This is a genomic window from Geodermatophilus sp. SYSU D00697 (assembly GCF_054050175.1).
This window is the reverse complement of sequence record NZ_JBJGYV010000007.1, coordinates 18,748-32,732: the sequence shown is the minus strand read 5'-3', so window position 1 is coordinate 32,732 and position 13,985 is coordinate 18,748. Positions and strand designations below refer to the sequence as shown.

The window sequence follows — 13,985 nt, the reverse complement described above, 5'->3', positions numbered from 1 at the left end:
CGGCCTGCTGCACGTCGGGCACCTGTGGTGCCTGCTCGAGCACGTCCCGCCGATCGCCGAGGACGCGCTGCGGGCGGCGGTGGAGGCCGAGCTGATCGCCTGGGTCGCCGGGCGGTCGGTGACCACGCCGGCGCAGCCGGGCGACCGGGTGCGCCGCTTGTCGCCACGCACGACGCCCGCGATGCCGCCCGGGAGCTGGCCCGGGCGCTGCGGGAGCGGGGGATCAGCGTGCGGCCGGAGCCGACCGCGGGCATGGCGGCGGGGTTCAGCGGTAGCAGTACGAGTCCGAGGAGGCGTCTCCACCCTGCAGTCGCGTCTGGTGGGGCCGCAGGCCGCGCCAGTCCTCGCCGTGCGGGAAGAAGCGCTCGTCGAGGCTCATGCCGCCGGCCTGCGGATCGGCGTCGATCTTCGCCATCCACGAGCCGACGCCGGACGGGAAGAACTGGTCGTCCCACGCGCCGTAGAGGGAGTTGGTCACGTACACGCGCCGGCCGTCACGGCTGACCTCAACCATCTGCGGACCACCGGCCAGCGGCTCGTCCGGCGCAGCGGGGTGCGGGGTGCGCCGCACGACGCCGCCGAGGTGGACCGAGCCGACCTCCCGGGGTGCGGCGGGGTCGGAGACGTCGAACTGCTTGAGCTCCCCGGTGCCCCAGCAGGAGACGTAGAGCATCCGGTCGTCGACCGACAGGTCGATGTCGGTGACCAGTGGCGGCACCGCGGAGAACGGCTTGAGCGCGGGCGGCAGGTCGTCGGGGTCGGCCGGCTCGGGCGGGATGGTGATGACCTCCTCGGCCCTCCACTCGTCGCCGTCGCGGAACCACCGCCACACCGACGCGGACAGGTCGGCGGTGGATACCACCACGCCGACGAAGCCCCAGGTGGCGTCCGGGTCGTGCGAGGGCCGCAGTTCCAGCACCATCTGGTGCTCCGCCCCGAGGTCCACCGTCTGCCGGTGCCGGCCTTCGGCCAGGTCCCAGAAGTGCAACTGGTGCCCGTACCTGCCGCCGAGGAGGAGCTCGGGCACCAGCCCGTCCTCCACCATGGACGGCGTGCCCCACTCGCTGGAGACGAGCGTGTTCTGGTTGAGGTGCCACCAGGCGTCGTAGGCCAGGTACTGCGGCCCTCGGTCGGTCTCCCACGCCCGCAGGACGTCGAAGGTCGAGTGGTCCAGGAGGGCGATCCCCCCGGGCCCGTCGCCGTCGTTCGCGCCGCCCAGGCAGGTGAGGAAGACGCCGTCCGGCCCGCAGTGGAGCGTGTGCGGCCGGGAGTAGCCGGCCTTCTCTGCCAGTTCCCGGGCCTCGATCGTCTTGTGCAGCGTGGGCCGGCGCGGGTCGGGCTGCGTGTCGAACACGTGGATGTTCGAGCTGCGCAGGCCGGGGAGGAGCAGGTAGCGGCGCTGCAACCCGTCGGAGCCCATGTCGTGGCCCTCGTGCAGCAGGGCGCTGGAGCAGGCGTTCCAGCCGAAGTGGTGCAGCTCGTCCCCGACGGTGGGCAGATCCGCCCAGCCGACGATCTGCCCGTAGGTGGGGGAGTCCGCGTCGGTGTCGACGACGGTGAGCGCGTCGGGCCGCTTCCCGGCCCGGTCGAACGCGACCACGTAGGCCAGCTGTTCGGTGGGTGCGGCGATCGCCTCGGCGGCGCTGCGGTAGAAGGTGGGGTCGGTGCCCGTGGCCGAGCTCATCGCGAGTCCTCCTCGACGGCGAGGGACGACCGACTCTCCCGCCGCCGGCCGTCCGAGGGAAGCCCTGGCACGCGCCCCGGCCCCGACTGGCGGTGCGTGGTCGCAGCCTGCGGTTCCACCATCCGGACCGGTGGCGGGCCCGGGTCAGCAGCCGGTGGGAGGCGTGCAGGACGACGTCGTCCAGCGCGACGGCCGGCCACGGCGACGGGCGGTGCTCAGGGGTCCTCCTCCCCGACCTGCCGGGGGCCCGGGCGGGTCGGTAGCGTCCGTCTCCCGGCGGAGGGAGACACCGGTGCCCGAGAGCACGATCCCCGGCGCGGTGAGCGCCCCGCACCTGCGCGCCCACCTGGCCGTGCCTCCGGTGGGGGAGGGTCCGTGGCCGGGTGTGGTGGTCGTCCACGAGGCGTTCGGGCTCACCGACGACGTCCGGGCGCACGCCGACCGGCTGGCCGCTGCGGGGTACCTGGCCGTGGCCCCGGACCTCTTCACCGCCGGCGGGCTGCGCTGTCTCAAGCGCACGTTCGGCGACCTCCTCCGGCAGGACGGCGCGGCGTTCGGTGACCTCGAGGCCGCCCGCCAGTGGCTGGCCGACCGGCCGGACTGCACCGGCCGGGTGGGGATCGTCGGCTTCTGCATGGGCGGGGGCTTCGCGCTGCTGGCCGCCACCCGCGGCTTCGACGTCTCCGCGCCCAACTACGGGATGCTGCCGAAGGACGCCGACGAGGTGCTCGCCGGCGCCTGCCCGGTGGTCGCCAGCTTCGGCCGGCGGGACCGGGCGCTGCGCGGGGCGGCCGAGCGCTTGGAGGGGATCCTCACCCGGCACGGCGTCCCGCACGACGTCCACGAGTACCCCGACGCCGGGCACTCGTTCCTCAACCGGCACAACGTGGGCCCGTTCGCCGTCCTGGAGCGGGTCGCCGGCTTCAGCTACCACCACCCGTCGGCCGAGGACGCCTGGGCGCGCATCCTCCGCTTCCTCGACACCCACCTTCGCCGCTGAGTCCTCGGGTGTCGCTCGCGCCCGGAGTGGCAGGACCGGGACGCGTCCAGCCAGGGGCGGATGCGTGGCCGGCCGAGCCGGTCCCCGCCTCCTCAGGAGCCTCGTGCCACTCCCCGCCCCTCGCAGCGTCTGGACCGACATCCCCGACGCCGGACGTGTACACGCACGGGCGTGGGACGGGACCGCCGAGGGCGGTGGCGTGCCGGTCGTCCTCCTGCACGGCCTCGGCCTGTCCAGCCGCCACCTGGTCCCGCTGGGGGCCCGGCTGGCCCGGCTCGGCCACCGCGTGCTCGTCCCGGACCTCCCCGGCTTCGGCCGGTCGCCCGTCCGGCCGGCCGCCGGTGGCCCGCCGGCCCTGACGTGCGCCGCCAGACCGAGGACCTGCTGGCCTGGCTCGACGCATGCGGCGTCGGCCGCGCGGTCTCCTTCGGCAACACCGTCGGCGTCCAGGTGGCCGTGGAGCTGGCCGTGCGGGCTCCGGAACGGGTACAGCGGCTGGTCCTGTCCGGCCCGACGCCCGACCCCGCGTACCGGAGGCCGTGGAAGCAGACCCACCGGTGGTGCGCAACATGGCCTTCGAGGTGCCCTCGCTACAGCCGCTGTTCCAGATCGAGTACCTGTCGACCGGCATCGCGCGGATGGTGCAGCAACTGGTGTGCACCGTGGACGACCCGATCGAGGCCCGGCTGCGCCCACGTCGGCGTCCCACGCTGCCCCGGACGCGCGGGCTCCTGGCGGCCTTCGGGGCGTTCGGGGTCGCCGACGCGCTGCTCACCGACCACCCGGGTGGCGTCCTGCGCAGGATCCCGCTGCCGGTCCACCTCGACCTCGAGGCCTCGGGCGGGCTGCAGCTGCTCGCCGCCGCCCTGACCGTGCTGCGCGGGGAGCCGACGGCGCAGCCGTGGGCCGTGCCGCGCATGGCGTGGCCGAGGTCGCCCGCGCAGCCGGCACGCGACCACCGGCGGGCCCCGCCCGGCTCGTCCCCGTCACGGTCTGACGCGGGGCAGCCGACGCCCTCACGCCGTCGGCGGGGCTCCCTCCACCGGCTCGTCGCTGCCCGCACAGGCGAGGCACACGAGGACCGGGGCGCCGAGCACCAGCACCAGGCCCAGGACGCCGACCGCACGGACCCCGAGCACCGCGAACGCGGCGCCGGCGAGGACGGCGCACCCGGCCAGCCCGGCGAGCCACCGGACGGGGTGCGGGCGGGCCAGGGCACCGAAGGAGCGGCTCAGCTCCGGGTCGTCGCGCTCCAGTGCGTCGCGGAGGTCTGCCAGGGCCTCCCGCTCGCGCCGCCGGCGCTCCTCGGCGTCCGGGCCCTCGACACGGCGTGGGCCGGTCGTGCCGGCGGCCCGGAGGAGGTGCTGCCGGGACCCGGGGGCGGTGCCCCCCGACCGGGTGGAGAGGCGTGCGGTACGCCGCCCGGAGGTCACGGGAACCGGCTCAGGTCGGGTCGGGGTCGCGCGAGCCCTGGCGTTCGCCGCCGCTGAGCCCCACCTCGCTGACGCCGGCGTAGGGCTCGTGCCGGCCGCCGACGTGCTTCTCCCGCTCCAGGCGGTCGATGAGGTGCGGGTAGTGCGCCTCGAACGCCGGCCGCTCGGAGCGGATCTTCGGGATCTCGGTGAAGTTGTGCCGCGGCGGGGGCGAGGAGGTCGCCCACTCCAGGGAGTTGCCGTGGCCCCAGGGGTCGTCGCGCAGCGCCAGCGGCCCGTGCCGCCAGGACCGGATGACGTTGTAGAGGAACGGCACGATCGAGGCACCGAGCACGAACGAGAAGATCGTCGAGATCGTGTTCAGCGTGGTCCAGCCGTCGGTGGGCAGGTAGTTGACGTACCGGCGCGGCATGCCCACGTTGCCCAGCCAGTGCTGGAGGAGGAACGTGCCGTGGAAGCCGATGAACGTCATCCAGAACTGCAGCTTCCCGAGCCGCTCGTCGAGCATCCGGCCGCACATCTTCGGGAACCAGAAGGCGATGCCGGCGTTGGCCGCGAACACGACGGTGCCGAACACGACGTAGTGGAAGTGCGCGACGACGAAGTAGCTGTCGTTGAGGTGGAAGTCCAGCGGTGGGGACGCCAGCAGGACGCCGGTCAGCCCGCCGAGCAGGAAGGTGACCAGGAAGCCGACCGACCACAGCATCGGCGTCTCGAAGGTCAGCTGCCCCCGCCACATGGTGCCGATCCAGTTGAAGAACTTGATGCCGGTCGGCACGGCGATCAGATAGGTCAGGAACGAGAAGAACGGCAGCAGCACCGCGCCGGTGGCGAACATGTGGTGCGCCCACACCGACAGGGACAGCGCCCCGATCGCGATGGTCGCGAAGACCATGCCCTTGTAGCCGAACAGCGGCTTGCGACTGAAGACCGGGATGATCTCGGTGACGATGCCGAAGAACGGCAGCGCGATGATGTAGACCTCGGGGTGGCCGAAGAACCAGAACAGGTGCTGCCACAGCATCGGCCCCCCGTTCTCCTCCGTGTACACCAGCGCCCCGAGTTGCCGGTCGGCCAGCAGGGCGAACAGCGCCGCGGTGAGGATCGGGAAGGCGAAGAGCACGAGGATGCTGGTGACCAGCGTGTTCCAGACGAAGATCGGCATCCGGAACATGGTCATCCCGGGCGCGCGGAGGCAGACGATCGTGGTCATGAAGTTGACCGCGCCCAGGATGGTGCCCAGGCCGGAGACGGCCAGGCCGGCGATCCACAGGTTCGCCCCGGCGCCGGGGCTGTTGGTGACGTCGGACAGCGGGGTGTAGGCGTACCAGCCGAAGTCGGCCGCCCCGCCCGGGGTGGCGAAGCCCGCCACGGCGATGGTGCTGCCGAACAGGAACAGCCAGTAGGAGAAGGCGTTCAGCCGGGGGAACGCGACGTCGGGAGCACCGATCTGCAGCGGCATGATCAGGTTGCCGAACGCGAAGAACAGCGGCGTGGCGAAGAACAGCAGCATCACCGTGCCGTGCATGGTGACCAGCTGGTTGTACTGCTCGGGCGAGAGGTACTGCAGCCCCGGCCGGCCCAGCTCGCCGCGCATCAGCATCGCCATGAAGCCGCCGATGATGAACCACACGAACGACGTGACCAGGTACATCAGGCCGATCGTCTTGTGGTCGGTGGTCCTCAGCAGGTTCGACAGCCGGGAGCCCTTCGCCGCCGGCGGCAGGTCGCTGGGCCGGCTGACGATCGGCCGTGGCGCGATGGCCGTCACGAGGTCACACCCCGACGACGGTCGGGCCGCGCCCAGCGCGGGCTCGGAGTGCTGGGGGAGTGGCTCATGGGCGCGTCCCTGCAGGAGGCCGCCGACCGCGGCGGGGAGAGCTCGGAGACTGTGAGCGGACCCATCATGGCCTACCTCGGGGGGATGTGACACCTGAGCCCGGCGTGGTCGCCGAACTCGGTGACGAGGGTGTTTCGGAAGAGTCCGGGCGGGGCAGGGGCAATCGACCCGGCCCGGTGCAAACCGCCGCCACGAGTCGGAGGACCGCTCGCGCGCGAACCCCGCGCGGCGCAGCCGACCGTCCGTGGCGCCTCGGAGCCACGGGCCGCCTCCCCCGAGGGATGACCCCCATGCCCGCCGGTCTTCTCCTGACGACACCCCGCCCCCCGCGGCGCCCGGCCCGGGCGGGTGGGTCGTGGTGATGCGACCCGCGGTCCGCCGCCGGCCGCCCGGCGGGGTCCCGGCGCCGCTGACCGGCCACTCCTGGCAACCGCCGTCGGAGCACCAGCTGCGCGGCATGCGGCCCGGCGTCGCCCTCGACCTGGGCTGGGGTCGGCTGGTCTTCGGCCAGACGTTCCCGGACCTGCACGGCATCGTGGACGTGCTCCGGCACGAGGGTGCCGGCCGCCGGGACGTCTGCCTCTACCCGCGGGACCCCCAGGTGCTGGTCGGGCTGGCTCCCGACGAGCTGTTCATCGACCCCAGCTACACGTTCCGGCTGGACCTGCACCGCTACCGGCCCCGCCGGGACCTCATCGAGGGCGTGTTCGTCCGGACGGTGACCTGTCCGGCCGACGTCACGGAGATGGAGCGGATCCACCGCACGGCCGGCATGGTGCCCGGCGACCGGGCGACCGTCTGGCGGAACCAGCACGGCCGCACGGTCACCCACCTGGTCGCCGAGGACCGGCGCAGCGGACGGGTCGTCGGCACGGTGACCGGGGTGGACCACGTCCTCGCCTTCGGCGACCCGGAGGGCGGCAGCAGCCTGTGGTGCCTGGCGGTGGATCCGCAGAGCGCCCCACCGGGCACCGGTGAGGCCCTGGTGCGGGTGCTGGCCGAACGCTTCGACGCCCGCGGCCGGGCCTACCTGGACCTGTCGGTCCTGCACGACAACGCCGCGGCCATCGCCCTCTACCGCAAGCTCGGCTTCCGGCAGGTGTCGGCGGTCGCCGTCAAGCGGAAGAACTCGATCAACGCGCCGCTGTTCGTGGCCGGCCCGCCCGGTCTCGACGCGCTCAACCCCTACGCCCGGATCCTCGCGGACGAGGCGCTGCGCCGCGGCATCCGCGTGGAGGTCACCGATGCCGCCTTCGGGGAGATGCGGCTGTCCCTCGGCGGGCGCAGCCTGCTGACCCGCGAGAGCCTCTCGGAGCTGACGACGGCGGTGGCGATGAGCCGCTGCGACGACAAGCGGGTGACCCGGCGGGTCGTGGAGTGCGCCGGCGTCCGGGTGGCGCTGGCTGCGGAGGCGACCTGCGGGGACCTCACCGCCGCGCTGGCCCTGCTCGGCCGGGTCGGGGTGGTGGTCGTCAAGCCGGCCCGCGGCGAGCAGGGGAAGGGCATCACCGTCGGCGTGACCGACCCGGCCGGGCTGGAGCGGGCGGTCGGCCTGGCCCTGCGGCACTGCCCGGACGTGGTGGTCGAGGAGCTGGTGCCGGGGGAGGACCTGCGGGTGGTCGTCATCGACCACGAGGTGGTCGCTGCCGCCGTCCGCCGTCCGGCCGAGGTCGTGGGGGACGGGCACTCCGACGTCGCGGCGCTGATCCGCGAGACCAGCCGCCGCCGCGAGCGGGCCACCGGCGGGGAGTCGCGCATCCCGCTCGACGAGGTCACCGAGGAGGTCGTGGCCGCGGCCGGGTACGCGATGGACGACGTCCCGCCCACCGGCGAGCGGGTCCGCGTGCGCCGGACGGCGAACCTGCACACCGGCGGGACGATCGAGGACGTGACCGCGCGGCTGCACCCGGAGATCGCCCAGGCGGCCGTGCGGGCCAGCCGGGCGATCGGCATCCCGGTCACGGGGCTGGACTTCATGGTCCCGGACCTCGACGGGCCCGAGCACGTGTTCATCGAGGCCAACGAACGCCCGGGGCTGGCCAACCACGAGCCGCAGCCGACCGCGCAGCGCTTCGTCGACCTGCTGTTCCCGGAGACCCGCCGCAGGTAGCGGCGGTCCTACCGGGGGACGACGGCGGCCTGGCGCAGCCGGCGGTGCGCGGCCATCCGGACCGGCGCGTCGGCGGTGCCGTAGCCGTCGTAGGCGCCCAGCCGCTGCACCACCTCGACGAACACGCGGTCGCCGAGCACCTCGGTGGCCAGGTGCAGGTACCTGCCGTGCGGGTCCTCCTCGTAGAACAGCCCGTGCTCGCGGATCGCGGCCAGCAGGTCCGCGGGCAGGTCGAGCCGCGCCTCGAGGTCGTCGGCGTAGTTCGCCGGCACCGGCAGCAGCGGCGCGCCGGCCGCCCGCAGGGCGCGGGCGGTGGCGACGATGTCGTCGGTCGCGAAGGCGACGTACTGGGGCTCGGGGACGCCCGGCGCCCACCCGCCGCGGCGCAGCGCCGAGACCGACAGCGCCAGCCGCACCGCCCGGTCCGGGCCGGCGACCGCCCGCGTGCGCACCAGGCCGAAGGGAGCCGCCAGCTCGGTGACCTCCTGCGGCTCCAGGCCCAGCACCGCCCGGTAGAACAGCCCGGCCTCGTCGAAGGCGTCGAAGGGCTGGGTGAGGCCGACGTGGTCCACCCGGGTCAGGCCGGTGCCCGCGCCGGCGGTCGCGCCGGTGGCCAGGAAGTCCGCCGGCCAGCCGTCGGGCCCGGTCCGGGTGAAGAAGACCTGCGTGCCGTCGGGAGCGGCGACCGCGGACAGCTCGGCCTCCGCCGCACCCCGGGAGCGCGGCAGGACCGGAGCGCTCATGGCCTCGGCCCGCGCCGCCGACCGCCCGGGGTCCTCGCTCTCCAGGCCCAGGGCCGCGACCGCGGCGACGCCGGTGGCCGGCGGGCGGACGACGTCGGCCCGGGTGTCGAAGGCGTTGAGCAGCACCCGCGCCTCGCCCTGCTCCCACAGCTGCACCGGCTTCGAGCGGTGCTGGCCGGTGTGGGTGAACCCGAGCGCGCCGAGCACCGCCGCCACCTGCGGCCCGGAGACGGCGTCGACCGCGAGCTCGGTGAACGACCACCCGGAGAGCGCGGGCGCGGGTGGCGGCGTGGGCAGGTCCGTCCGCGGGGAGCGGAGGGCGAGCGCCTCCTCCAGCCACTGCAGCGACCGCATGGCGTCCACCGCCGTCCGGGCGGGGTCGGCCTGCCGGTAGACGTCGTTGAAGACCTCCAGCGACAGCGGCCCGGCGTAGCCGGCGGTCAGCACGCACCCGAGGAAGGCCGGCAGGTCGAATGCGCCCTGGCCGGGGAAGAGCCGGTGGTGGCGGCTCCACTGGAGGACGTCCATCCGCAGCTGCGGAGCGTCGGCCAGCTGGAGGAAGAGCAGCTTCTCGGCCGGCACGTCGAGGAAGCCGGCCGGGTCCCCGCCCCGCGACAGCACGTGGAAGCTGTCCAGGCACAGCCCGAGGGCGGGGGAGTCTGCCCGGCGGACGGCGTCCCAGGACGCCTCCCACGTGGACACGTGCGTGCCCCAGGCCAGGGCCTCGTAGGCGATCCGCACGCCGCGCTCGCCGGCGCGGGCCGCCGCGGTGGCCAGCTGCTCGGCGAGCGCGTCGGGGTCGGCGACGGCGTCCGGGGCGACCGAGGAGCAGACCAGCACGGTGTCGACGCCCAGGGCGGCCATGACGTCGAGCTTGCGGTCCAGCCGCCGCAGGTTGCGGGCGAAGCGGCCCGGGTCGGTGGAGTCCAGGTCCCGGAAGGGCTGGTACAGGTCGATCGACAGGCCCAGGTCGGCACAGCGCGCGGCCAGCTCCGCGGGGGACCAGGGGGCGGCGACGAGGTCGGGCTCGAAGACCTCCACGCCGTCGAACCCGGCCGCCGCGGCCGCGCTCAGCTTGTCCTCGAGGGTCCCCGAGAGGCAGACCGTCGCGATCGCGCGGCGCCGCCGTTCAGGCGATGCGGACATCGGGCCCGGAGACCATCGAGGTGAAGTGCGCGAGCATCCGCTCGGCGTCCGGCTCGATGCCGGTGAACAGCCGGAAGGCGTCGACGGCCTGGAAGACGGCCATGCCGCCGCCGTCGAGCACCCGGCAGCCGAGGTCGCGGGCGGTGCGCACCAGCTGCGTCTCCAGCGGGCGGTAGACGATGTCGGCCACCCACAGGTCCGGCCGCAGCAGGCCGGCGTCCAGCGGCAGGCCCGGGTGGGCGGCCATGCCGGTGGGGGTGGCGTGCACCAGCCCGTCGGCGTCGGCCAGCGCGACCGGGAGGGCGGCGAGGTCGCCGCCGGCGGCCCGCGCGGTGCCGAACCGCTCGCACAGGGAGCCGGCCAGCTCCACCGCGCGCTGCGCGTCGACGTCCACGATGGTCAGCCGGGCGGTGCCCAGGGTGAGCAGCGCGTGGGCGACCGCCGCCCCGGCGCCGCCGGCGCCCAGCAGCACCACCCGGTCCAGCGCGGCGTCGGGGAGGCCGCGGTCGAAGGCGCGCGCGAAGCCCGACCAGTCGGTGTTGTGCCCGACCGCCCGGCCCTCGTGCAGGACGACGGTGTTGACCGCGCCCAGGGCCTCGGCGTCGGGCGAGAGCTCGTCGAGGTGCGGCAGGACGAGCTGCTTGCACGGGTGGGTGACGTTGAGGCCGTCGTAACCGGCCAGCCGGGCCGCGGCCAGGACCTCGCCGATCGCGGTGGCGGGCCGGCGCAGCCGGTCGAGGTCCAGCCGGCGGTAGAGGTAGCGGAGCCCGAGCTGGTCGGCCTCCCGCTCGTGCAGGGGCGGGGTCAGCGAGGGGCCGATCCCGGTGCCGACCAGGCCGACGAGGACGCCGGGCCGGTCGGCGTGGGCGGGGAGCGCGGTGGAGGACAGGGGGTCTCCCGGGGCTCGGGCTCCACGGGGGAGCGGTCGGGGCGGGTGTGACCCGCTGCACCGTCGCCCCCGAGTCTGAAACACTCTGCAACCGGTGTCAATGTCAGGGCGTCCTGGCCCCGGCTGCGCCGCCGAGGCGCGTTGACAGTGGATGACACCGGTTGCATAGTCGCGTCGAGCGCCCGGGCCGCCGACCGCGGAGGGCGGTTCCCCCAGTGTCCGAGGAGACGCCCCGTGCCCGAGTCCGCCGACCTGCTCACCGTCGCCCGCCCGGAGCCGGGACCGCTGTCCGAGGGGACCGCCGCCTTCCCCTTCGACCCACCGGTCCGCGGAGCCGGCGGCGAGTTGCGCTGGGACGCGCTGGTCTACTCCTGCGACCCGGGGTACCGGCCGCTGATGCTCGACCTCCGGGTGCCCGCGGAGCGGTCCCCCGAGGGGGCGCCGCTGGTCGTGTGGGTGCACGGCGGCGGCTGGGTGCACGGCTCCCGCCGCCGCCGGGCGCCGAACCTGCACGCCGGGCGGGTGGTGGAGCGGATCGTCGAGGCCGGCTTCGCCGTCGCCGTGGTGGACTACCGGCTGGCCGCGGAGGCGCCCTTCCCCGGCGCCGCGCTGGACGTCCTCGCCGCCGTCCGCTGGCTGCGCGCGCAGGCCGGCGTCTTCGGCCTCGACGGCTCGCGGGTGGCGCTGTGGGGGGAGTCGGCCGGCGCTCACCTGGCCCTGCTCGCGGGGCTGTGCCGGCGCATCGAGGCCGAGCCGCGCACCGGGGAGGCGGTCGAGCAGTCCGAGGAGGTGCAGGCCGTCGTCGACTGGTACGGCCCCTCCGACCTCTCGGCCATGGCCCCGCCGGTCGACGTCGACTCCGAGGAGGTCGGCGCGGGTGGGGACCCCTTCGCGGCCCTGCTGCGCGACACCGCCTGGACCCGCGACGAGCTCTCCCCGGTGCGGTACGTCCGCCCGGACGGGCCGGCGGTCTTCGTCGCCCACGGGGTGGACGACCGGCTGGTGCCCGTCGAGCAGAGCCGCATCCTGGCCGAGGCGCTGGTCGAGGCGCGGGTCGACGCGGAGTACCTCGAGACCGGTGGCGACCACGTCTTCGTCGGCGCCCCCGTCGTCGGCGAGGTGACCGACCGGTCGATCGCCTTCCTGCGCCGCGTGTTCGCCGAGCGGCGGCTCGGCGCCCCGCGGCCGCTGGACCCGCACACCGCCGAGATGGAGGAGCGGATGGCCGCGACCGGCATGTGGCCGCTGCTGGAGGCCCCGCCCGAGGTGGCCCGTGAGCGCGGGAGGGTGATGCGCCGCGACTTCTACCCGCCGCGGCTCTTCCCGGTGGCGTCGGTGACCGACGACGTCCTGCCCGGCCCGGCCGGCGACGTCCGCATCCGCGTGCAGCGCCCGGTCGACCCCACCGACGTCACGGTCCTCTACGTGCACGGCGGCGGCTGGGTGATCGGCGACCTCGACTCCCACCAGGGCAGCGCCGCCCGGATCGCGGCGACCGCCGGGGCGGTCGTCGTCCAGGTGGACTACCGGCTGGCCCCCGAGCACCCGTTCCCCGCCGGCCTCGACGACTGCCGGGCCGCCGCCGAGTGGGTGCTCGAGCACATCGACCGGTTCGGCGGGGACCGCGCCCGGTTCGTGGTGGCCGGGGACAGCGCAGGCGGCAACCTGGCCGCGGTGCTGACCCGGGACCTCGTCGACCGCGGCGTCCCCGTGGCCGGGGTGTTCCTCATCTACCCGGGCACCGACCTGCGCGGCGACGCCAGCGCCGACGTCCGTGCGTCCTACCTCGGGCCGGACGCCGACGCGCTGGCCACCGACCCGCGCGTGTCGCCGATCTGCGCGCCGTCGCTGGCCGGGCTCCCGCCGACGGTGATCGGCATCGGCGCCCACGACTTCCTGCACGACGACACGCTGGTGTACGCGGCCGCCCTGCGGGACGCCGGCGTCCCGGTGGTCCTCCGCGTCTTCCCGACCGTGGACCACGGGTTCTTCAGCTACGGGTCGGTCTCGCCGGCCGCCGACGCCGCCGCGGACCTCATGTGCCGCGACCTGCGGCGGCTGCTGCACGGTTCCACGGCATGATCGGAGGCCGTGGCGCCGCGTGGTGCCGGAGGCCGACCGGGACGGGGAGCAGGGCGTGACGAACATCCGGATGGTGGCGGCGCACGCCGGGGTCTCGCCGTCGACGGTCTCGCGGGCGTTCGCCCGGCCCGAGGTCGTGGCGGAGGAGGCCCGCCGCCGGGTCTTCGCCGCCGCGGCCGAGCTGGGCTACCAGCCCAACCCCGTGGCCCGCAGCCTGGCCATGGGGCGCACCGGGAACCTCGGCGTGATCGTCCCCGACATCGCCAACCCGTTCTTCACCCCGCTCATCAAGGAGGTGCAGCGGGAGGCCCGCCGGGCGGGCCGGTCGCTGTTCGTCGCCGACTCCGACGAGCACGTGCGCCAGGAGCTCGAGGTCGCCCTCGCCATGGCACGCCAGGTCGACGGCCTGGTGCTGGCCTCCTCCCGGCTGCCCGAGGACGACGTGCGCGCCGTCGCCGCGCTGACGCCGGTGGTCACCGTCAGCCGCGTGGTGGACGGCGTCCCCGCGGTGGCGACCCCGGGGGACCAGGGCATCGGCCAGGCGGTCGAGCACCTCGTCGCCCTCGGCCACCGGCGGCTGGCCCACCTGGGCGGGCCCGAGGAGTCCTACGTGACCCCCGAGCGGCACCGGGCCCTGCACACCGCCGCCGGGCGCTGCGGGCTCGAGGTGGTCGACCTCGGGCACTTCCAGCCCCGGTTCGAGCCCGGTGTGCATGCGGCGGACCTGGTGCTGGCCGAGGACGTCACCGCCGTCCTGGCCTACAACGACCAGATCGCCCTCGGCGTGGTCAACCGGCTCACCGAGCGCGGGGTGCGCGTCCCCGAGCAGATGAGCGTCGTCGGCATCGACGACACCTGGATCGCCGCGCTCACCCGTCCGGCGCTGACCTCGGTCCGGGTGCCCGTCGCGCAGGCCGGGGCGGCCGCCGTCCGGATGCTCGCCGAACCCGCGCCGGAGGGTGGCGAGCCGGCCCGGGAGAGCCTGGCCACCGAGCTCATCGTGCGCGCCTCCACCGGCCCCGCCCCGCGCTGACCCGACCTCGAGCGCCCGCTCCCGG

The 13,985-nt window shown here is 75.1% G+C and carries 10 protein-coding genes; 5 read left to right on the top strand and 5 right to left on the bottom strand.

Annotated features, from left to right (window positions below):
* Positions 1 to 265 precede the first annotated feature (265 nt).
* Positions 266 to 1,684, bottom strand: a complete 1,419-nt coding sequence (locus tag ACI79C_RS08405; protein ID WP_456945179.1) for a selenium-binding family protein — start codon at positions 1,682 to 1,684, stop codon at positions 266 to 268.
* A 292-nt stretch (positions 1,685 to 1,976) separates the two neighbouring features.
* On the opposite strand from ACI79C_RS08405, the gene ACI79C_RS08400 reads away from it, so the two are divergent.
* Both ACI79C_RS08400 and ACI79C_RS08395 read left to right on the top strand, forming a co-directional pair.
* Positions 1,977 to 2,684 carry a dienelactone hydrolase family protein gene (locus ACI79C_RS08400; RefSeq protein WP_456945178.1) on the top strand — a complete coding sequence of 236 codons (708 nt, stop codon included), beginning with the start codon at positions 1,977 to 1,979 and terminating at the stop codon, positions 2,682 to 2,684.
* Positions 2,685 to 2,748: 64 nt separating this feature from the next.
* Complete coding sequence (locus tag ACI79C_RS08395) at positions 2,749 to 3,681, top strand: alpha/beta fold hydrolase (protein WP_456945177.1); 933 nt, start codon at positions 2,749 to 2,751, stop codon at positions 3,679 to 3,681.
* A 19-nt stretch (positions 3,682 to 3,700) separates the two neighbouring features.
* Here ACI79C_RS08395 and ACI79C_RS08390 read toward each other — a convergent pair whose 3' ends face one another.
* Both ACI79C_RS08390 and ctaD read right to left on the bottom strand, forming a co-directional pair.
* Positions 3,701 to 4,117 (bottom strand): DUF3040 domain-containing protein, encoded by a 417-nt coding sequence (locus ACI79C_RS08390; RefSeq protein WP_456945176.1) that lies wholly within the window; start codon positions 4,115 to 4,117, stop codon positions 3,701 to 3,703.
* Between the two features lie 10 nt (positions 4,118 to 4,127).
* Positions 4,128 to 5,888, bottom strand: coding sequence for an aa3-type cytochrome oxidase subunit I (ctaD, locus tag ACI79C_RS08385; protein ID WP_456945175.1), 1,761 nt, complete (start codon positions 5,886 to 5,888; stop codon positions 4,128 to 4,130).
* Between the two features lie 430 nt (positions 5,889 to 6,318).
* Between ctaD and ngg the strand changes: the two genes are divergently transcribed.
* On the top strand, positions 6,319 to 8,067 hold the full coding sequence (gene ngg / locus ACI79C_RS08380; protein WP_456945308.1) for an N-acetylglutaminylglutamine synthetase: 1,749 nt from the start codon (positions 6,319 to 6,321) through the stop codon (positions 8,065 to 8,067).
* An 8-nt stretch (positions 8,068 to 8,075) separates the two neighbouring features.
* Here the strand turns inward: ngg and ACI79C_RS08375 are convergent, their stop codons facing one another.
* Positions 8,076 to 9,956 carry a bifunctional sugar phosphate isomerase/epimerase/4-hydroxyphenylpyruvate dioxygenase family protein gene (locus ACI79C_RS08375; protein ID WP_456945174.1) on the bottom strand — a complete coding sequence of 627 codons (1,881 nt, stop codon included), beginning with the start codon at positions 9,954 to 9,956 and terminating at the stop codon, positions 8,076 to 8,078.
* On the bottom strand, positions 9,940 to 10,929 hold the full coding sequence (locus ACI79C_RS08370) for a shikimate dehydrogenase (RefSeq protein ID WP_456945173.1): 990 nt from the start codon (positions 10,927 to 10,929) through the stop codon (positions 9,940 to 9,942). Before ACI79C_RS08370 ends, ACI79C_RS08375 begins: the two co-directional genes overlap by 17 nt.
* Before the next feature lie 150 nt (positions 10,930 to 11,079).
* Here ACI79C_RS08370 and ACI79C_RS08365 point away from each other — a divergent pair, with 150 nt between their 5' ends.
* Complete coding sequence (locus ACI79C_RS08365; RefSeq protein ID WP_456945172.1) at positions 11,080 to 12,927, top strand: alpha/beta hydrolase fold domain-containing protein; 1,848 nt, start codon at positions 11,080 to 11,082, stop codon at positions 12,925 to 12,927.
* 55 nt (positions 12,928 to 12,982) lie between these two features.
* Positions 12,983 to 13,960: a LacI family DNA-binding transcriptional regulator gene (locus tag ACI79C_RS08360; protein ID WP_456945171.1), complete on the top strand. Its 978-nt coding sequence runs from the start codon at positions 12,983 to 12,985 to the stop codon at positions 13,958 to 13,960.
* Positions 13,961 to 13,985: the final 25 nt, after the last annotated feature.